Genomic DNA, 19816 nt, shown 5'->3' with positions numbered 1-19816 from the left:
CCTGATAGGTGTTACATGGCAGGCGCAAAAGAGATTCGCAGTAAGATTGCGAGCATCAAAAGCACGCAAAAAATTACCAGCGCCATGGAAAAAGTGGCGGTCAGCAAGATGCGCAAGGCTCAAATGCGCATGGCTGCTAGCCGTCCTTACGCGGAGCGCATCCGCCAGGTGATTGGTCATCTGGCCAACGCCAACCCGGAATACCGCCACCCGTTCATGATCGAGCGCCCTGTGAAGCGCGCCGGTTATATCGTGGTGAGCAGTGACCGTGGTCTGTGCGGTGGCTTGAACACCAACCTGTTCAAGGCCCTGGTCAAGGACATGGCGGTAACCCGCGAACAAGGCGTCGAGATCGACCTGTGCGTGATCGGCAGCAAGGGTGCGGCTTTCTTCCGCAGCTTCGGCGGTAACGTCGTTGCAGCGATCAGCCACCTGGGCGAAGAACCGTCGATCAACGATCTGATCGGTTCCGTCAAGGTCATGCTGGACGCTTACCTGGATGGTCGTATCGACCGCCTGTCCGTGGTATCGAACAAGTTCATCAATACCATGACGCAAACTCCAACGGTCGAGCAGTTGGTACCGTTGGTGGCAACCCCGGATCAAGAACTCAAGCACCACTGGGACTACCTCTACGAACCTGACGCCAAGGAGCTGCTGGACGGCTTGATGGTGCGTTACGTGGAGTCGCAGGTCTACCAGGCGGTGGTCGAGAACAACGCAGCTGAACAAGCTGCCCGGATGATCGCAATGAAGAACGCCACCGACAACGCCGGTGATCTGATCAGCGAATTGCAGCTGATCTACAACAAGGCGCGTCAGGCTGCGATCACCCAAGAGATCTCGGAAATCGTCGGCGGCGCTGCCGCGGTTTAACGGTTCAAATATTCAGAGGATCCAGCTATGAGTAGCGGACGTATCGTTCAAATCATCGGCGCCGTCATCGACGTGGAATTTCCACGTGACGTCGTTCCGAATGTCTATAGCGCGCTGAAAGTTCAAGGCGCAGAAACCACTCTGGAAGTTCAGCAGCAGCTGGGCGACGGCGTGGTTCGTACCATTGCGATGGGTTCGACCGAAGGCCTGAAGCGCGGTCTGGACGTTGTCGACACCAAGGCTCCTATCTCCGTACCGGTCGGTAAAGCGACCCTGGGCCGGATCATGGACGTCCTCGGCAACCCGATCGACGAAGCTGGTCCGATCGGCGAAGAAGAGCGTTGGGGTATCCACCGCGCCGCTCCTTCCTTCGCTGACCAGGCAGGCGGCAACGACCTGCTGGAAACCGGCATCAAGGTTATCGACCTGGTCTGCCCGTTCGCCAAGGGCGGTAAAGTTGGTCTGTTCGGTGGTGCCGGTGTCGGCAAGACCGTAAACATGATGGAACTGATCCGTAACATCGCCATCGAGCACAGCGGTTACTCCGTGTTCGCCGGTGTGGGTGAGCGTACTCGTGAGGGTAACGACTTCTACCACGAGATGAAGGACTCCAACGTTCTCGACAAGGTAGCGCTGGTCTACGGTCAGATGAACGAGCCACCAGGAAACCGTCTGCGCGTAGCGCTGACCGGCCTGACCATGGCCGAGAAGTTCCGTGACGAAGGTAACGACGTTCTGCTGTTCGTCGACAACATCTATCGTTACACCCTGGCCGGTACCGAAGTATCCGCACTGCTGGGCCGTATGCCTTCCGCAGTAGGTTACCAGCCGACCCTGGCTGAAGAGATGGGCGTTCTGCAAGAGCGCATCACCTCCACCAAGGAAGGTTCGATCACCTCGATCCAGGCCGTATACGTACCTGCGGACGACCTGACCGACCCGTCGCCAGCGACCACCTTCGCCCACTTGGACGCCACCGTCGTACTGTCCCGTGACATCGCTTCCCTGGGTATCTACCCAGCGGTAGACCCACTGGACTCGACTTCCCGTCAGCTGGACCCGCTGGTGATCGGCACCGAGCACTACGAGACCGCTCGTGGCGTTCAGTACGTTCTGCAGCGCTACAAAGAGCTGAAGGACATCATCGCGATCCTGGGTATGGACGAGCTGTCCGAGACCGACAAGCAACTGGTTGCCCGTGCTCGTAAGATCCAGCGCTTCCTGTCCCAGCCGTTCTTCGTGGCAGAAGTCTTCACCGGTTCTCCAGGCAAATACGTTTCCCTGAAAGACACCATCGCTGGCTTCAGCGGCATCCTCAAAGGTGACTACGACCACCTGCCAGAACAAGCGTTCTACATGGTCGGCAGCATCGACGAAGCGATCGAGAAAGCCAAGAAACTGTAATCCCGGCGCCCCGAAAGGGGCGCTAATCAGGTCGAGGCAAGCAAATGGCTATGACAGTCCATTGCGATATCGTCAGCGCGGAAGGAGAAATCTTCTCCGGTCTGGTCGAGATGTTGGTAGCTCACGGCAACCTGGGTGATCTTGGTATCGCCCCAGGCCACGCGCCGCTGATCACCAACCTCAAGCCGGGTCCGATCACGCTGACCAAGCAGGGCGGCTCGCAGGAGGTGTACTACATCTCCGGTGGTTTCCTTGAGGTCCAGCCAAGCATGGTCAAGGTTCTCGCCGACACCGTGCAACGTGCTGGTGACCTGGATGAAGCCCAGGCTCTGGAAGCAGTGAAAGCTGCTGAAAATGCCCTGAATGCAAAAGGCGCGGACTTCGATTATTCGGCCGCCGCCGCCCGTCTGGCCGAGGCCGCAGCCCAGCTGCGTACCGTCCAGCAACTTCGCAAGGGCCGTTGATTCGGTCATCTGCGAAGCGATTGAGTTAAAGGGTAGCCTCGGCTACCCTTTTTCTTTTTCCGCGTTTTTCTTCCGGTCACAGTGCTGACCACCCAGGATTGGTAGCCAGTCAATGTCTCTCGATATCGTTATTCTCGCTGCGGGCCAAGGCACGCGCATGCGTTCCGCCTTGCCCAAGGTACTTCACCCGGTCGCCGGCGATTCCATGCTCGGCCACGTTATCCACAGCGCCCGCCAGCTCCAGCCACAGGGCATCCATGTGGTGATCGGCCATGGCGCCGACCTGGTGCGTGAACGCCTGGCGGCGGACGATCTGAATTTCGTACTCCAGGACAAACAGCTCGGCACCGGCCATGCCGTGGCCCAGGCGCTGCCGGCACTGAGCGCCGACACCGTGCTGATCCTCTACGGCGATGTGCCCCTGATCGAAGTCGAGACCCTGCAGCGCCTGCTGGCCAAGGTCAACGACCAGCAACTCGGCCTGCTTACCGTGACCCTCGACGACCCGACCGGGTACGGCCGCATCGTCCGCGATGCCGCTGGCAAGGTCACTGCCATCGTCGAGCACAAGGACGCCAGCGATGCGCAGAAAGCCATCCGCGAAGGCAACACCGGCATCCTCGCCGTCCCGGCTGCGCGCCTGGCCGACTGGCTGGGTCGCCTGTCCAACGACAACGCCCAGGGCGAGTACTACCTGACCGACGTCATCGCCATGGCCGTGGCCGATGGCCTGGTGGTCGCCACCGAGCAGCCGCTGGACCCGATGGAAGTGCAGGGCGCCAACGACCGCCGGCAGCTGGCCGAACTGGAGCGTCATTATCAGTTCCGCGAAGCCCGCCGCCTGATGGCCCTCGGCGTGACCCTGCGCGATCCAGCCCGCTTCGATGTGCGCGGCGAAGTTACCGTCGGCCGCGACGTGCTGATCGATATCAACGTGATTCTCGAAGGCCGGGTGGTGATCGAGGACGACGTGCAGATCGGCCCGAACTGCGTGATCAAGAACAGCACCCTGCGCAAGGGCGTGGTGGTCAAGGCCAACAGCCATCTGGAAGGCGCAGTGATGGGCGAGGGCAGCGATGCCGGTCCGTTCGCTCGCCTGCGTCCGGGCAGCGTGCTGGACGCCCGTGCCCATGTGGGTAACTTCGTCGAACTGAAGAACGCCCACCTCGGCGAGGGCGCCAAGGCCGGCCACCTGACCTACCTGGGCGATGCCGAGATCGGCGCGCGCACCAACATCGGCGCCGGCACCATCACCTGCAACTACGATGGCGCGAACAAGTTCAAGACCGTCCTCGGCGAAGACGTGTTCATCGGCTCGAACAACTCGCTGGTCGCCCCTGTGGATATCGCTGCCGGCGCCACTACCGCTGCCGGTTCGACCATCGTCCAGAATGTCGACGCCGGCCAGCTTGCCGTGGGCCGTGCGCGCCAGCGCAATATCGACGGCTGGAAGCGTCCGGAAAAGATCAAGAAGAGCTGAGATATTCACAGCGTGACAAAAGGCCGACCTGCTCTGTGCATAAGTCGGCCTTTTTCATTTCTGAAGTCGACTGTGGATAAACCAGCCATGTGGACAGTGTTATCCACATCGCCTTTTATCCAATTGTCGCTTGACCAAATGAAAGCTTTAGGTTTTGATCTGCACCATTATCTTTCGAATCGAAACTTAACTCCGAATGTCGAAACGAAATACTCCGCAACGCCGTCATAACATCCTCGCCCTGCTCGCCGAACGCGGCGAAGTCAGCGTGGATGAACTGGCCAGGCGTTTCGAAACGTCCGAAGTGACCATCCGCAAGGACCTCGCCGCCCTCGAAGCCAACGGCCTGCTGTTGCGCCGCTACGGTGGCGCGGTGACCATGCCGCAGGAGCTGATCGCCGATCAGGCCCAGCCCGTCTCCCTCTACAAGCAAGCCATTGCCCGCGCCGCCGTGGCGCGGATCCGCGAGCATGCGCGGATCATCATCGACAGTGGCAGCACCACCGCCGCGATGATTCCCGAACTGGGCCTGCAACCCGGCCTGGTGGTGATGACCAACTCCCTGAATGTCGCCCGCGCCCTCAGCGAACTGGAACACGAGCCGGTGCTGCTGATGACCGGCGGCACCTGGGACCCGCATTCCGAGTCCTTCCAGGGCCAGGTCGCCGAGCAGGTGCTACGTTCATACGATTTCGACCAGTTGTTCATCGGTGCCGATGGCATCGATCTGGTCCGCGGTACCACCACCTTCAACGAGTTGCTCGGCCTGAGCCGGGTCATGGCGGAGGTGGCGCGGGAAGTGATCGTGATGGTCGAGTCGGACAAGGTCGGGCGCAAGATCCCCAACCTCGAGCTGCCGTGGAGCAGCATCAACACCCTTATTACCGATGAACGCCTGCCCCATGAGGCACGCGAACAGATTGAAGCCCGCGGCATCAACGTGATTTGTGCCGCTATCAGCCAGGAGCATTGACCTATGTGTGGAATCGTTGGCGCCGTCGCCGAGCGCAATATCACCGCCATTCTGATCGAAGGCCTCAAGCGCCTCGAATACCGCGGCTATGACAGCGCCGGTCTGGCCGTCTACACCCAGCAGGGCACCCTTGAGCGCCGCCGCCGTATCGGCAAGGTCAGCGAACTGCAGGCTGCCGTAGCCGCCGACCCGCTGGTTGGCCAACTGGGTATCGCCCACACCCGTTGGGCCACCCACGGTGCGCCGACCGAGCACAATGCCCACCCGCACTTCTCGGGCGACGAGCTGGCCGTGGTGCACAACGGCATCATCGAGAACCACGAAGTCCTGCGCGAGAACCTCAAGTCCCTCGGCTACGTGTTCAGCTCGGAAACCGACACCGAAGTCATCGTGCACCTGCTGCACCACACCCTTAAGACCATTCCCGACCTGGCTGATGCACTCAAGGCCGTGGTCAAGCAGCTGCACGGCGCCTATGGCCTGGCTGTGATCAGCGCCAAGCAGCCGGATCGCCTGGTTGCGGCGCGCAGCGGCAGCCCGCTGGTGATCGGCCTGGGCCTGGGCGAGAACTTCCTGGCATCCGACCAACTGGCCCTGCGCCAGGTCACCGACCGTTTCATGTACCTGGAAGAAGGCGACATCGCCGAGATCCGCCGCGAGCAGGTGAGCATCTGGGACGCCAGCGGTGCCCCGGTGCAACGTGAAACCGTGCAGTACCACGAAGGCGCGGAAGCCGCCGACAAGGGCGCCTATCGCCACTTCATGCTCAAGGAGATCCACGAGCAGCCGACCGTGGTCCAGCGCACCCTGGAAGGCCGCCTGGGCGCGGACCATGTCATGGTCCAGGCTTTCGGTCCGAAAGCGGCCGAGCTGTTCGCCAAGGTGCGCAACGTCCAGATCGTCGCCTGCGGTACCAGCTACCACGCCGGCATGGTCGCTCGTTACTGGCTGGAAGAGCTGGCCGGTATCCCGTGCCAGGTCGAAGTCGCCAGCGAATTCCGCTACCGCAAGGTGGTGGTGCAGCCGGACACCCTGTTCGTTTCCATCTCCCAGTCCGGCGAAACCGCCGACACCCTGGCCGCCCTGCGTAACGCCAAGGAACTGGGCTTCCTCGGCAGCCTGGCGATCTGCAACGTCGGCATCAGCTCGCTGGTGCGCGAATCCGACCTGACCCTGCTGACCCTGGCCGGCCCGGAAATCGGCGTTGCCTCGACCAAGGCCTTCACCACCCAGCTGGTCTCGCTGATGCTGCTGACCCTGGCCCTGGGCCAGGTGCGTGGCACCCTGGGCGCCGGCGTCGAAGCCGAACTGGTCGAGCAACTGCGCCGCCTGCCGGTTCGCCTGGGCGAAGCCCTGGCGATGGACGCCACTATCGAGAAGACCTCCGAGCTCTTCGCCGACAAGCACCACACCCTGTTCCTCGGTCGCGGTGCGCAGTTCCCGGTGGCAATGGAAGGTGCCCTCAAGCTCAAGGAAATCTCCTACATCCACGCCGAAGCCTACCCGGCCGGCGAACTCAAGCACGGCCCGCTGGCGCTTGTGGATAACGACATGCCGGTGGTCACCGTCGCGCCGAACAACGAACTGCTGGAAAAGCTCAAGTCCAACCTGCAGGAAGTCCGCGCCCGCGGTGGTCAGCTGGTGGTCTTCGCCGACGAACAGGCGGGCATGAGCAACGGCGAAGGGACTCACGTCATCGCCATGCCGCATATCGCCGATGCCCTGGCGCCGATTCTCTACACCATTCCGCTGCAACTGCTGTCGTACTACGTTGCCGTGCTCAAGGGTACTGATGTGGATCAGCCGCGCAATCTGGCGAAATCGGTGACGGTCGAGTAAGTGTGGTTTCCGACAATTAAGCCCGTGGATTTAGAGAATTAAAACTGTCGCTGGAGAATTAAAACTGTCGCAGGAGTCGGTGAGCCCTTCCTCATCGCCTCCTGCGAGGCCCGTCGCCCGGCTTCCTGCCCCTTTCCTGTTCCCACTGAACCTGGCCAGCCATGCTGTTGCGCATCCAACCTGATGAATCGCTCCGTTCCTACCTTGAAAGACATTTTTTCCTACAGGTACAAAATCCTGGTTTAAATAATCTTAAAAAGCTCCGTCTGCGTTCATCAAACTGGTATAGCTGGGAGGTGAAACAGATTGCAGATTTTATGGGGTGGCGAGGTTGTTACGGATTTAATAAGCTGGTGCATATGCACACCTCTTACCCTTTCCGAAGCGTGTTGACGAAAGACTTTTCGTATTCAGGCTCAGAGTTCTTATTTTCTTCTCACTGCTTTGATTCCTTTGAAAACACCCTTTCTTATTGTCCATTGTGCGTGAATGAAGATATCCAGCTGCTAGGTTACTCTTACTGGAGACGTCTTCATCATCATGTAACAGTTTGCGCTAAGCATAATGTCCATTTGATCTCCCGCTGCCAATTCTGTGGGCAGCCGTTCTGTCGCGATGGTCACCCTCCCCACGTGATGTGGAGCGGCTGTGCTGGGCGTAGCCTGGGCGACGCGAAACCCAAGGAAAACAAGGATCCGCTGGCTCTGCGGTTGGCCCAATTTTTTGAAAGAATCTGCGCCCTTGGGCATCACCTTCCCGCGGAAACGGCTCTCCATCTGCTTCACGAAAAGCTCAAAAAAAATATCGATTTTGAAGTTATCTGCCCGCGCTTAAGAGACGATACCAAGGAACTCATACAAGAAATTCGGTCAGGTTGGCGCTTATCATACGAGGTTATCTTGGTTAATGGGCGGGCATATGAATTGCTTGATGCCTTAGCAGTCGTGTACGAAAGCTTTGATAAATTTCTGGATGATTGCTTGTTTTTAGAGCCTATCCCGGTATCGATAGACTCCTATTGGAGTACTTATAGGGTTCGTAGTCATGACTTTGACCACTATGTAGAGGAAGACTATCGTCTTGGAGTAAATTCTTGGACATGCATTGATATTAAAGAGCTCTTACGTTACCCATTCCAGGATTATTATCGGCCAGTGATCTATCCGGGTTGCAACCCTCCTCTTCCTCGAGGTAAAGGGCGTCAACTTAAACCCGAGAAGGCACGGGAATCACTCCCGGCTGCTCCTCGACTTGGAGCAGATGGATGGGGTCCTGTGACCCCGAGCATGCCCGCCTTGGGAATCGACAACACTTTGGGCCCCTGTTCCCTTGTCCCAGACCACAGAGGAACGCGAAGCAGTGAAGCAGATTGAGCCGGCGTTCCGAAGCCAGCAGACCAAATCCTCTAGGTGAGAGCTCGATGCACGGGTTGAGCGCATCTTGAATCAAGCGCAGATTTTCCCGGACCACTTGATCCGCAGCCGCGGTTCATCAGGCGACCGCCAGGCATGGTTAGCTATACTTGGCCTTCAGATCCTGTGACTGCGTGGCTCGGAACCTATCATGAGTTCTCAGAAACCTGTACGGCCGACCCAGCAACGCGAGTCCGCCATGCTGGCCAAGGGAAAGACACGCATTCTGCAGAGCGGGGATTGGCTAACCGTTCAACAGGTTGCCGAGCTCGCTCAGTTGAACCCAGATCTAAAGTGTTCCCAGGTGGGTGAATGGCGGCGTGCGGGGAAAGTTTTCGCCCTCCAGCATGAAGGCATCGACTACTTCCCTATCTACGCTTTCGACCCCGCGGAAGGTTACTGCCCTCGACCCGGCTTGATCCCTGTCATCGCTACGCTGGCTGCCAAAAAGGATGGCTGGGGGATGGCGTTTTGGTTTGGCTCGTCGAACTCCATCCTCGGGGGGCGGATGCCAAAGGACGTTCTGAAGGACGAGCCTGAACTGGTGCTGGACGCTGCCGAGTATGAGGTAAGCGACTCTCCCTTCTAGTTACGGGATCGGGATACCTGTTTCAGCTCGGTAAACGGTGCCCACCGGATCGTGGCGTCAATTCGCTTATATCGCCGCAGCAACCCGAAGTGCCAATTCAGTCCGATTAGTCACTTTGGCTTTGCGGAAAAGCGCGTGGATCTGGTTGCGTACGGTGTTAGGACTCGACCCCAGCTCGCGGGCGATTTGCTTGTTACTGATGCCGCTGGCTACCAGCTTCAATATCTCAAGCTCCCGGGCGGTGAACTGGTACCAGTCCAGTTCCTCGTTTTCCTGGGTTTGTGGAGCAACGTAGGCCGGCGTCTTGGACGAGTGCAGCTCATTGGCTTGCCGGACCAGGTCAGCCACGATGGCCTTGATGGTCTCCACATCGCTCCAGCGCTTGGTCGAACTGATCACCGCGAATAGGAGGTGGTTGTCGCTGATCGGAGTGGCATCAATTGCAAAGCGCCTGCCCAGCGTTGGCTCCTGCAGGAACAGGCGGCGGCCGATGCAGGTGCATTTTCCGAGATCGATCAATGAGGGAGCTTTGACTGCGGCCCAGAGGGCGACGAGGGAAGCGCAATGGCTCTGCAGGGTTTCTGGCTCTTCGTGGATTTCGCCTTGCAGGAGGAGTAACTGTTCGAAGTGAACCGCTGGGCCATTCACCGAGGCGATACCGACAGCAACGCAGTCCACATCAAGGTCCGACAGTGGTGGCGATTCGATGCTTTTACCAAGCACTTCCCAGCCGTTTTCGAACTTTTCCATGTTCCGCTCTCCGTGCCGTCATGAGCGCACCAGAAGCCTGAAAGCAGGCTTCTGATAAGCATATTTTTCTCGATTATATGGGCAAACGGATACCCCCGCGACAGGTGCAGGCTCAGTAAGGTCGGGTTAGCAACATCCACTTACAGAGGAGCAGCAGGCCGCTGCCTGGGCGCCTTCAAACGGTGCCAGCCCCTTGGTCACCTTCGGGTCTCTCAATGCCGGCGTATTGCAGTCGAACAGCACCGCTTCGGCCAGTGGCGGCTCGTTCACGCTGCGCAGCCCGAGGAACGAACCTTCATAGGGTGCCCGCATCATGAGGTCGTAGGTCTTGGCACACACCGCGACCCGCTCCCCGCGCCGATACACGTGGCCATCGTCGTCACGGACTTCGCTCCACGGCCCCCGGTACATGACGGCCTGACCCAGCTCCCAGCAAGGCCCTTGCTTGCCATTGTAGGCCTGGACCGTGCACATCCGGACTTCAGCATCACCGATCCTGTCGATGGCTTCAGAGGCCGTCGCCGACCAGTGCAGGGTTATCCCGTGGAAACCCGCGCGTTCGAAAGCAGCAATGACGGCGGTCTCGGATGGAATCCTGAGCGGTGCACCGGCCGGCGCCGAGCGGACGTTGTGCAGGGACGCCAATGGCTCGTCGCTCACCAGGACCCCGCAGATAACGGAGCCGGTCAGGCTGAGTGCCCGGAAGGCCTCGGCCAGCAGTTGCTGTTCGGCTTCGGCGCTGACCCGGTTCAGGGTGAAGTCCATGACGATCCGGCTGGCCCAGCCTGTGGCTACGGCAGGAGAACGCTCGATCCCGAAGCGCAGCTTTTCCTCCAGGGCGAGGTAGCCGTCGATGTCGCGCAGCACCGCGCCTTGGAGCAGCGTCTCGATCACGCCGGCATCGCGGGACAGGTCCGGCAGCGCCAAGAGTCGAACGGCACGGGAATTGGCGACCAGCGCTCTGCTTTTGCGCAGGGATCTCGGTTCTTGGTCTGCGATGAGCAGTTCGCCACGGAAGGCATCGGCGCACATGGCGAGCAGATCGGAGTACGCGCCGCCCCACCAGAGCGTGCGCGGTGAGTCGGCGCCATTGGCCTCACGGTCGAGATCGTCGCCTACCACGGACGCGATGTGCATCAGCTCCCGCTGCCAGGGTTCCAGCCTTGTGGCTGCGGTATCAAGCATGTTCATTGGCGGCGAGGTCCAGGGTGTCCAGGTGGTGGCGGAACTCGGTACGTGCCGGCAGATCCGCAGCGAAGCGTTCGAGATAGCGCTGAATGGGTTGGGAGGAGCGAACGAACCGGTCCTGGCACACCTTCAGCGTTTCCATCGTGGTTTCGGTGAAGTGCAGTCCATGCTCGCGCAAGGTCCGCAGCCATTGGCGATCGAACGCCCATGGGTAAGCACCGATCTCCAGGTTGGTCTGGGCGAAGGTCAGGTAGCCGCGCTGGCGGATGTTGATGGCCTTGAGGTCCACGTCCTGCAGGCTGTCGTAGAAGATCACCGTGTTGGGCCGGGTGACTTCGCAGAAGACTCGCCACAGGTCGCGCATGGACGGGCTGGTCTGGTCGTCCACCACCAGGTTCACGTATTCCCCCGCCGGCACCCAGCGGAAGATGCTGGCGATACTGGCTTGGAACACGTCCTGATGCAGCAGGTTGAGCGCCTGGTCAGTGGCCACGGTGTGCAGCTCGGCGTGGTGCCGGTCCGACAGCAGCCGCTCGATGCCCATCCACTGCTGATACAGGCCATAGCGCTTGCCGCTGTAGCGTCCGTCCACCGAGCTGCCGATGACGATAGACGGGCGCACGACGAGGAACGGAATGCCGCATTCAGCCACGACCCGCTCGGCAGCGCGCTTGGTCAGGGTGTAGTTGGTCGGATCCTTGGCAGGCTCGCTCAGCGCGGTTTCGGGTACGGGTGCACCGGAGTAACCCGCCGAGTACGCGGTGGATACGAAAATGAAGAAGCTCACACCGGCCCGCTTGGCCGCGATGGTCAGCCTTTCGGTGAAATCGACGTTCATTGCCTGCAGGGCGTCGTTGTCGAAGTAGTCCAGGCACCCAGCGCAGTGAACGATGGTGTCCACCTTGCCCGCGCGCAGGGTGTTTTCCAGCAACTCGACCGTGGCGGTTTCGGCGCCTTGCCAGTGAACCGTGGTGATCTGTCCGGCAGCGTCGTCCGGGTTTTTGCCCAGGGCGAACAGCTCGCGCTGGACCTCCTCGGGAATGCTGCCGGTTTCCACTTCGCGGCGGGACGGCAGGATCAGATGATCCGCCCATCCATCGCTGAGCATCTGGGCGGCCATCAAGGCTCCCAGGAAACCGGTACCGCCAGTGAGGAAGACACGCCCTCCATGGCGTGCGGTCTGGAGAGGCGTGTTCATCGGGCTCCTCCGCTTGCCACGTTGGGCACCGTGGTAGTGGGCAACGCGCCTTGAATCATCGCCTGGTCAGGCACGCCGCCGTAGGACAGCAGTTTCTGATCGACGATGACGATCGGGAATGCGCTTAGGCCGTGGGCCATGAACAGCTCGGACACCTGCTGAGCCAGCGCTCCTTCGGCTGCATTCAGCTCGGAGGTGATCTTCGGCAGGATGGTTTGTGCCGTGGTCACGGTGACGGTCAGCACCGGCCAGTCGAGCTTGGCAGCAGCCAGAGCCGCCTGCGCAGCTTTCTCGATCTGCTCATCGACTTCGTTTGTACCGGGCATGCAGCAACTGGCGGAGAGCACCACTACGGCATCGTTGCCCAGCGCGCGTTTGACCTGGGCGATATCTGCGTCCGAGGCCTTGTTGAAGAAACCGAACATGTCTTGTCCCTCTTGATTGAGTGGTTACAGCACGAGAGCGACGGCCAGGCCCAGCGCCAGGGCGCAGAGAACGACGGTCAGGGTGTGGGCTATCACCAGCGGGAGTCTGAAAAGCCTGAACAGCAGCATCACCTCGGGCGGGCTGGTGCCGATCGCGGCCACGAGGAAGGTCACCAGCGGTCCGACCGGGAAGCCCTTCTCGATCAACGCGAAGCCGATGGGCAGTGCTGCGATGGGCGAGATATAGAGCGGCACGCCGACCAGGGCGCAGGCGAGATAGAGCCAGGCGGCCGGCAAGCGATCGACGAGGCCCATGAGCATGTCCTTGGGCACGGCGCCGTAGATCAGGCCGCCGATCAGCAGGCCGACCAGCAGGTACGGCGCTACGGTGCGCAGTTCCTGTTTGGCGGCCAGCCAGGCGAAGCGGCTTGCCGGTTGCCAGCCCGGCCAGGCGGCGACTTTCTGCCCCAGGAAGGTTGCGCTGCTCTGTGGCGCCGGGGTGATGGTGACGTGCCTGGCCATGCCCAGGCGGCCTGCGATCACGCCGGCAGCCGAGGTCAGGGCAAGGCCAGCGATGATGAACACCGCCCCAGGGATGAAACCGACGGTCAGGAACAGCAGGATGAAGACGCCTTCGTTGACCACCGGGGACGCCACCAGAAAGGCGAAGCTCGGAACGAAACCCACCCCCGCCCTGAGCATGCCGCTCAGCACGGGAATGGTTGAGCACGAGCAGAACGGGGTAATCACGCCGCCCACGCTGGCGGCAAAGGCCGAACGCCAGCCAGATGAGCCAAGCAGCGAGCCTTGGGTCGCCTGAAAGGGCATCTTCTGCTGCAACATCACCACGGACCAGGTGACCAGCAGGAAAAGCCCGATGAGCAGGGCACCATCCATGAGCAGGAACTCGAAGAAGGCGCGAACACCCTGCGCTAAGGTCGTGTTATCGGACATACAAGCTCCGCCGTTACTGATGGGCGGGCTGGAACAACGCTTAGGCGTTGGCCAGCCCTGCGTTCAAGGACGGGGTACCGCCGTAGGTCTGCATCGACTCGATCAGGGCGGCAGTTACCACCGGGTCGAAGTCGGCCTTGTCGAGGGTCTCGACGTAGGTATCCAGCGCCTCGATGCGGATTTCGTCGATGTCGGTCTTCAGGTCGCCCAGCGATAGGGAAGCGCAATCGATGTTCAGGCGGTCGCAGAGGAAGTGGCAGCCGGTGCTGACCATGCTGAACAGCTCAGGCATGACGCGGTGGTGAGCCCATTTCAGGCTCTCGTGGACGCCTTCCGGATCCTGGGCGATCAGACTGCGGATGCGCGCCAGGCCGATTTCCAGGTGCTCCAGCTCGTCGTCGAGGATCTTGTTGGCCAGTGCTGCGGTGTCCGGGTCGCCCTGACGCACCAGGGTGCGGTACAGCACGATGGCCATGGTTTCGGTCATCAGGTCCTGGATCACCAGGCAGGCCGCCAGGTCCTTGTTCTGCACGGCGGTGCTGAAGTGCCGACGGATATTGAACCACTGCGGTTCGACGATCTCGCGCATGACGTTGTAGTCGTGGCGCTTGCCCAGACTGGCCAGCATCTGGATGTGCTTGGACTCTTCGTGGGCCTGCTTGACGGTCTCGATCTTGCTCTCGGTGTCCGGCATCAGCGGGACCATTTCCGAGTAGTTTTCCACCGCCATGATCTCGCCTGCGATCGCGTTCGAGGCGATGTAGGCCAGCAGGTTGAAGTAGCCGTCGCTCTTGTTGTGCTCGGTGCCGAGCACTTCGCGGCGGCTGATGGAGCGCAGGTCGATCGGGGCGTGTGAAGTTGGCTGAGTGCCGACAGATGCTTCTTGCATTTCTTGTCCTCCCATTAGGCTTCAAGGGCATTCCCTTGCCGCGACAATTGTCGGGAGGCTGCTGGCGCCGAGCCATAGTACATAGCTTCTATTCAAAGCCCAGGCCGCTACCCCCTACCATGAGTCAGATCACGACGCATCGGTCACTCGGTGCGTTTCATGGAAGAAGCTGGGGAACATGATGAAAACAAGAACCTGGGCAGCCCGGCACGTTGGTGTGCCTGCGCTGTGGATGCTGGGGGCGTTGCTCTGCCTGTCTGGCTGTAACCGCGAAGCAGAACCGAAGGCTGACACCAAGTCGATGCGCGTCAGCGTCGTCGGTGCCAGCACTATCGCGCCACTGATCAGCGAGCTGGCCAAGGCCTATGAGCAGGAGCATCCGGGCGTTCGCATCGAGGTGCAGGCAGGCGGAAGTGCACGCGGCATCATGGATGTGCGCAGCGGTACCGCCGTGCTTGGCATGGTCTCTCGCGACCTCAAGCCCGATGAGCAGGATCTTGAGCATGCACTGATCGCCAAGGACGGCATCGGCATGATCGTCAACAAGAGCAACCCGGTTGCCGGGCTGAGCAAGGAGCAGGTCATCGGGATCTACACCGGCCAGATCACCAACTGGAAGGAAGTAGGCGGCGACGACGCGCCCATCACCGTGGTGAGCAAGGCCGAAGGCCGCTCCACGCTGGAGATCTTCAGCAGCTTCTTCGGCATTCCCTACAAGGACATCAAGGCCCACGTCATCATCGGCGACAACCAGCAGGGGATTCAGACCGTTGCTGGATCGCCTGCCGCTGTGGGCTACGTCTCCATCGGCTCGGCGGAATACGAAGCCGGGCAAGGCGCGGCCATTCGCCTGATCCCCATGGGTGACCAGGTGCCTTCGACCGCTTCCGTGGCTTCGGGGCAGTATGCGATCAGCCGTGACCTGAACCTGGTCTACAAGACGCCGCTGAATGAGCAGGTCCAGGACTTCGTGGCCTATGCGCAATCGAAGCAGGCCGAGGACTTCGTCACGCGGATGTACTTCATCCCGGTCGTGAAATAACGGCCGGCGTTGCTGGCGAGGGCCGCTTCATGACACTACCTATCGTTGAGTCGATCTCACCGCCGCCGTCGGCGCTGCGCGGATGGGCGTTCTGGTCGGCAATGACCATGCTGGCCTTGCTCGGGGCGGCGATCGTGTTCCTGATCGTCGCGTTTCTCCTGGGTGAAGCGCTCCCGCTGATCAGCAAGGGAGGTTTCACCCGGTTCTTCACCGACGAAGGCTGGTGGCCGAGGGATGCCAGTTTCAATATGACGCCGATGGTCGTGGCCAGCCTCTACCTGACGGTCGGGGCGCTGCTGGTGGCGACGCCGTTGAGCCTGGCGATATCGCTGGTCACCACGTTCAAGGCACCCACCGGACTGGCGCGGTTGATGCGCAATCTGGTGGAGCTCAGTGCGGCCGTGCCGACGGTGGTCTACGGCCTCTGGGGCGTGAGTGCCATCGTGCCGATCATCAACCTGTGGAGCCCTCCGGGGGCCAGCCTGCTGGCCGGTGTTCTGGTGGTGGCACTGATGATCATCCCGACCATTACCGTCCTGACCCAATCAGCCCTCCAGACGGTCCCGGTCGCCTATGTGCAGGGCGCTGCGGCACTGGGTGTTTCCGAGAATCAGACCCTGCTGCGCATTGTCGTGCCGGCGGCGAGGCAAGGCATTTTCTCCGCCATGGTGCTCGGCGCGGCCAGGGCCATTGGGGAAACCATGGTGGTCCTGATGGTTTGCGGCAATATCGTGCAGGTCCCCACCTCGTTGTTCGAGCCCGTTCGGGCGCTGACGGCCAACATTGCGCTGGAGATGCCCTACGCCATGGGCGATCACCGGGCCTCGCTGTTCGTGGCTGGCTTGCTGATGTTGCTGCTGGTCAGCGTGCTGGTGGCGGCCGGCGAATGGGTTGGCCGGCGTCAGCGGGAGATGGGCGTATGAAGTCGATCAGCTTGGCCCGACTCAAGGAGTTGGCCTGGACGGTATTGCTCTACGGCCTGGCCCTCGGGGCGATCGCGATGCTGCTGTGGCCGTTGCTCACGGTGTTCGGCCACGGCCTCCAGGTTTTGAGCTGGGAGTTCCTGTCGTCCAGTCCGGTCGATGCCGGTCGTGGCGGCGGAATCGCGCCGATCCTGGTTTCGACGCTGGGCATCGTGTTGGTCAGCCTGGCGGCCGCGTTGCCACTGTCGTTCGGGGTGGCGGTGATGCTGACCGAAGGATTCAAACCCGGCGGCTGGCCTGCAACGGTTGTGCGCTGCAGCCTCGACATCCTGGCCGGCGTACCGTCCGTGGTGTTCGGGCTCTTCGGTCTCAGCCTGTTCTGTAGGCAGCTGGGGCTGGGTTATTCCATCCTGGCCGGTGGCCTGACCCTGGCCTGCATGATCCTTCCGACCCTGGCCCGCTCGCTGGCGTTTTCGCTGGAAGCGGCGGCCACCGCTCATCGTGCGGGTGGTGCGGCACTGGGGTTGTCGCGGCAGGCCGTGCTGTTGCGGGTGATGGTGCCGGTGGCGCTACCGGGGATTTGCGCCGGGATCGTGCTGGCGCTGACCAGGGCCCTGGCCGAAACGGCGGTCTTGCTGTTCACCAGCGGTTACTCGGACCGGATGCCGGAGTCCTTGCTCGACTCGGGGCGCAGTGTCTCGGTGCATATCTACGATCTGGCCACCAACGTACCCGGCGGCACGCCGAACGCCTATGGATCGGCCCTCGCGCTGCTTCTGCTCCTGGCACTGCTGAGTTTCGCAGTGCATGCCCTGACCCGGTGGATGCAGCGGCGCATGACTGGCACAACGACAGGGAGTTACTGACCATGACCAACAAGACCGGGGCGGCAACGCTCGAATCCTCGCTGCGAGCCGTGCCCAGCATCGCTGGCACCGTTACGCACCTGAATACCGCGGCCGAAGGGTATATCGAGATTCAGGACCTGGCGGTGAGCTACGGCAAGCGGGTGGTGGTCGAGGGGGTGAACCTGCGGGTACCGCGAAACTCGGTCACGGCGCTGATCGGTCCTTCCGGCTGCGGCAAGTCCAGCTTGCTGCACTGCCTGAACCGCCTCAACGACCTGGTTCCCGAGTGCTCGGTATCAGGTTCGATCAGCTTCAGCTGGATGGACGGCAAGCGCCTGTTGAAGGACCCGACCCAGTTGCGCCGCCAGGTCGGCATGCTGTTCCAGCGGCCCAACCCGTTTCCCTTCTCCATTCGCAAAAATCTTGAGTTCGCGCTGCGGCAGCATGGAATCAAGGCGCGGGACGAGATCGATGCGCGGATCGAGGCGTCGCTCAAGGAAGTGGGCCTGTGGGATGAGGTGCATGACCGCCTTGATGGCCCGGCACTGGCGCTGTCTGGCGGGCAACAGCAGCGCCTGTGTCTGGCCAGGGCGCTGGTGCTCGGGCCGGAGGTGCTGCTGATGGATGAGCCTTGCAGTGCCCTCGACCCTATTTCGACGCAAACCATCGAGGCGCTCATCTCAAGCCTGTCGCAGCGGCGAACCATCGTCCTGGTTACCCACAGCCTGAGTCAGGCCCGCCGGGTTGCCGATCAGGTGGCGGTGTTCTGGAAGGTCGAGGGCGTGGGACGGCTGATCGAATGCGGCAAGGCGCGGGAGGTGTTCGAGCGGCCCCGTCATGAACTGACCCAGGCCTATCTTCAATTCGCCTGAACCGAGCAGTTGGCGTGGCAGGACGCCATGGTACATCGGTTCCATTGTGGGCAAAGCGCGGCGATTTCTACCATGGCCGCATGAACACTATCTCTGCTAAACCCGTGCAACACCCGACCGCGAGAGTGAAAACCCTCCCGCTTCATGTCCATGATGTGCTCAAGCATGCGGCAAGGGTGCACGCCGCAGCGAAAGTAACTTCCATCGCTCTCGATGGCGCCGTCCAACGTCAGACCTACGCGGATCTGGCCGATACCGCTCGTGATTGCGCCGCGCAACTCCATGCCCTCGGGTTCCAGCCAGGCGATGCGCTCGTCAGCTTTGGCCTGAGCTCGCTCGATCAGATGGCCTGGCTTTACGGGGCGCTCGACCAAGGTGTGGTCACTCACCTGCTCAACCCCCAGCATTGCCCCGAAGACCTGGGGCTCTTCCTTCAACAGATCCGTCCGAAGCTGGTGCTGCATGACGCCGCTACGGCCGGCGCGGTTCAGGCTTTTCAGGGGCTGCTGCCAGGCTCTGCGGTGCGCGCGATGACCCATCGCAACGCCGAGGGGGCGGTTGGCTATGTGTCGGCACAGTTTCCGGAGGACAGCCTTTCCCACGTTTGTTACTCGTCCGGCACCACCGGCACGCCGAAGGTCGTCGAATACACGCACCGTTCGACGCTGCTGCACACTTGGGCTTGCGCCTTGCCGGACGCCATGGGCCTGACCGGCGCCGACCGGGTCATGCCGCTGATGCAAAACTTCCATGCCAGCGCCTGGGGCGCTCCGTTCGTGTGCCCGATGGTGGGCGCCGAGCTGATTCTGGCTCCGCCAACCCGTGATCCGGCCCAATGGTTCCAGTGGATCGAAGAGCATCAGGTCACCGTGTTGGGTGCGGTGTCGGCTCACTGGCTGGCGCTTGCTCGCTACATGCAGGCGACCGGGCAGCGTTTCAGCACGTTGCGGCGGACCGTTGTCGGAGGAACCCGCCTGCCGTTCGAGGTGGCGTATTTCATTCAGGAGCGACTGGGCGTCGAGGTGTGTCACGCCTGGGGCATGACCGAGACCTCGCCGCTGGCCACCATCGAACGGTTCGATAGCAGAGCGACGGCCTTGGGACATGGCCAGCCGGTGTTCGGCATCGAGCTGGCGGTGCGTGGTGACGATGCGGAATGCGCGGCCGAGGGCACCGGCGAGCTCATGGTACGTGGGCACTGGGTAGCCATCGGCGCCGAGCAGGACGACTGGCTGGCGACCGGCGACTTCGCGACTCTTCAGGTCGATGCGCGGCTCGATGTCAGCGATCGGCTGAGCGACTCGCTGCTGGTCGGTGGCGCTCCCCTCAGTTCCGCCCTGGTCGAGCACCGCGCCAGACAGGTGCCGGGTGTCGCGGATGCGGCGCTGGTGATCTGCGAGCCGGGCAGCGGCCGCAGCGTTCTGGCCTGGGTCGCGGCGCCTGATGCAGAGCCCGATACCGTTGTTGCCGAACTACAGGCGGTGTTGGCGCAAGCCTTCGAGGGCTGGTGCCCGAACCGGTGCACCGTCGTGGATGCGCTCCCCTACACCGCCTCGGCGAAGGTCCAGAAACACCTCCTCAAAGCACAAATCGCTCCCAAGAACGAAAGCGATGTTGCCCCAACCCTTCCTTCACGTGCTGATGCCTGACTTATGACGCAAATATCGAAAACCGCAGCGGTAGATTCTGT

Annotated in this window: 19 protein-coding genes; 13 read left to right on the top strand and 6 right to left on the bottom strand. The window is 61.5% G+C overall.

Annotated elements, in window-relative coordinates; translation table 11 throughout:
- Window positions 1-15: 15 nt before the first annotated feature.
- The 8 genes from atpG to ACODSK_RS01335 all read left to right on the top strand — a co-directional run bounded on the left by atpG (window position 16) and on the right by ACODSK_RS01335 (window position 9037).
- Window positions 16-876, top strand: coding sequence for a F0F1 ATP synthase subunit gamma (atpG, locus tag ACODSK_RS01370; RefSeq protein ID WP_489013268.1), 861 nt, complete (start codon window positions 16-18; stop codon window positions 874-876).
- A 27-nt stretch (window positions 877-903) separates the two neighbouring features.
- Window positions 904-2280, top strand: coding sequence for a F0F1 ATP synthase subunit beta (atpD, locus tag ACODSK_RS01365; protein WP_009402520.1), 1377 nt, complete (start codon window positions 904-906; stop codon window positions 2278-2280).
- A 44-nt stretch (window positions 2281-2324) separates the two neighbouring features.
- Window positions 2325-2744, top strand: a complete 420-nt coding sequence (locus tag ACODSK_RS01360) for a F0F1 ATP synthase subunit epsilon (RefSeq protein ID WP_489013266.1) — start codon at window positions 2325-2327, stop codon at window positions 2742-2744.
- A gap of 112 nt (window positions 2745-2856) precedes the next feature.
- Window positions 2857-4224, top strand: coding sequence for a bifunctional UDP-N-acetylglucosamine diphosphorylase/glucosamine-1-phosphate N-acetyltransferase GlmU (gene glmU / locus ACODSK_RS01355; RefSeq protein ID WP_489013264.1), 1368 nt, complete (start codon window positions 2857-2859; stop codon window positions 4222-4224).
- A 196-nt stretch (window positions 4225-4420) separates the two neighbouring features.
- Window positions 4421-5197, top strand: a complete 777-nt coding sequence (locus ACODSK_RS01350; RefSeq protein WP_489013263.1) for a DeoR/GlpR family DNA-binding transcription regulator — start codon at window positions 4421-4423, stop codon at window positions 5195-5197.
- A 3-nt stretch (window positions 5198-5200) separates the two neighbouring features.
- Window positions 5201-7036 (top strand): glutamine--fructose-6-phosphate transaminase (isomerizing), encoded by a 1836-nt coding sequence (glmS, locus tag ACODSK_RS01345; RefSeq protein WP_489013262.1) that lies wholly within the window; start codon window positions 5201-5203, stop codon window positions 7034-7036.
- A 161-nt stretch (window positions 7037-7197) separates the two neighbouring features.
- Window positions 7198-8409 carry a TniQ family protein gene (locus tag ACODSK_RS01340; RefSeq protein WP_489013260.1) on the top strand — a complete coding sequence of 404 codons (1212 nt, stop codon included), beginning with the start codon at window positions 7198-7200 and terminating at the stop codon, window positions 8407-8409.
- 190 nt (window positions 8410-8599) lie between these two features.
- Window positions 8600-9037 (top strand): hypothetical protein, encoded by a 438-nt coding sequence (locus tag ACODSK_RS01335; protein WP_489013258.1) that lies wholly within the window; start codon window positions 8600-8602, stop codon window positions 9035-9037.
- A 66-nt stretch (window positions 9038-9103) separates the two neighbouring features.
- Here ACODSK_RS01335 and ACODSK_RS01330 read toward each other — a convergent pair whose 3' ends face one another.
- From ACODSK_RS01330 to ACODSK_RS01305, 6 genes are all read right to left on the bottom strand, one after another.
- Entirely contained in the window at window positions 9104-9787 is a 684-nt protein-coding gene (locus tag ACODSK_RS01330) for a helix-turn-helix transcriptional regulator (protein WP_489013257.1), read from the bottom strand.
- Between the two features lie 126 nt (window positions 9788-9913).
- On the bottom strand, window positions 9914-10978 hold the full coding sequence (locus tag ACODSK_RS01325) for a DUF8838 domain-containing protein (protein WP_489013256.1): 1065 nt from the start codon (window positions 10976-10978) through the stop codon (window positions 9914-9916).
- Window positions 10965-12173, bottom strand: coding sequence for an SDR family oxidoreductase (locus ACODSK_RS01320; protein ID WP_489013254.1), 1209 nt, complete (start codon window positions 12171-12173; stop codon window positions 10965-10967). Before ACODSK_RS01320 ends, ACODSK_RS01325 begins: the two co-directional genes overlap by 14 nt.
- Window positions 12170-12598: a hypothetical protein gene (locus tag ACODSK_RS01315; protein ID WP_489013253.1), complete on the bottom strand. Its 429-nt coding sequence runs from the start codon at window positions 12596-12598 to the stop codon at window positions 12170-12172. Before ACODSK_RS01315 ends, ACODSK_RS01320 begins: the two co-directional genes overlap by 4 nt.
- 24 nt (window positions 12599-12622) lie before the next feature.
- Window positions 12623-13552: a permease gene (locus ACODSK_RS01310; protein WP_330076112.1), complete on the bottom strand. Its 930-nt coding sequence runs from the start codon at window positions 13550-13552 to the stop codon at window positions 12623-12625.
- A gap of 40 nt (window positions 13553-13592) precedes the next feature.
- A complete protein-coding gene (locus ACODSK_RS01305) occupies window positions 13593-14441 on the bottom strand; it encodes a ferritin-like fold-containing protein (RefSeq protein WP_489013252.1) in 849 nt (282 codons plus the stop codon).
- Window positions 14442-14622: 181 nt separating this feature from the next.
- Here ACODSK_RS01305 and ACODSK_RS01300 point away from each other — a divergent pair, with 181 nt between their 5' ends.
- The 5 genes from ACODSK_RS01300 (at window position 14623) to ACODSK_RS01280 (ending at window position 19775) form a co-directional block, all read left to right on the top strand.
- Window positions 14623-15483, top strand: a complete 861-nt coding sequence (locus ACODSK_RS01300) for a phosphate ABC transporter substrate-binding protein (RefSeq protein ID WP_081430285.1) — start codon at window positions 14623-14625, stop codon at window positions 15481-15483.
- 29 nt (window positions 15484-15512) lie between these two features.
- Entirely contained in the window at window positions 15513-16406 is an 894-nt protein-coding gene (pstC, locus tag ACODSK_RS01295) for a phosphate ABC transporter permease subunit PstC (protein WP_489013251.1), read from the top strand.
- Window positions 16403-17272: a phosphate ABC transporter permease PstA gene (gene pstA / locus ACODSK_RS01290; protein WP_489013249.1), complete on the top strand. Its 870-nt coding sequence runs from the start codon at window positions 16403-16405 to the stop codon at window positions 17270-17272. Before pstC ends, pstA begins: the two co-directional genes overlap by 4 nt.
- 2 nt (window positions 17273-17274) lie before the next feature.
- Entirely contained in the window at window positions 17275-18126 is an 852-nt protein-coding gene (locus ACODSK_RS01285; protein WP_489013247.1) for a phosphate ABC transporter ATP-binding protein, read from the top strand.
- A 125-nt stretch (window positions 18127-18251) separates the two neighbouring features.
- Window positions 18252-19775, top strand: coding sequence for an AMP-binding protein (locus ACODSK_RS01280; RefSeq protein WP_489013246.1), 1524 nt, complete (start codon window positions 18252-18254; stop codon window positions 19773-19775).
- The last annotated feature ends 41 nt before the right edge of the window (window positions 19776-19816 follow it).

Source organism: Pseudomonas sp. FG98, assembly GCF_057808595.1.
Note: the sequence above shows the minus strand (reverse complement) of the source record. Positions and strands in the feature narration are given on the sequence as shown.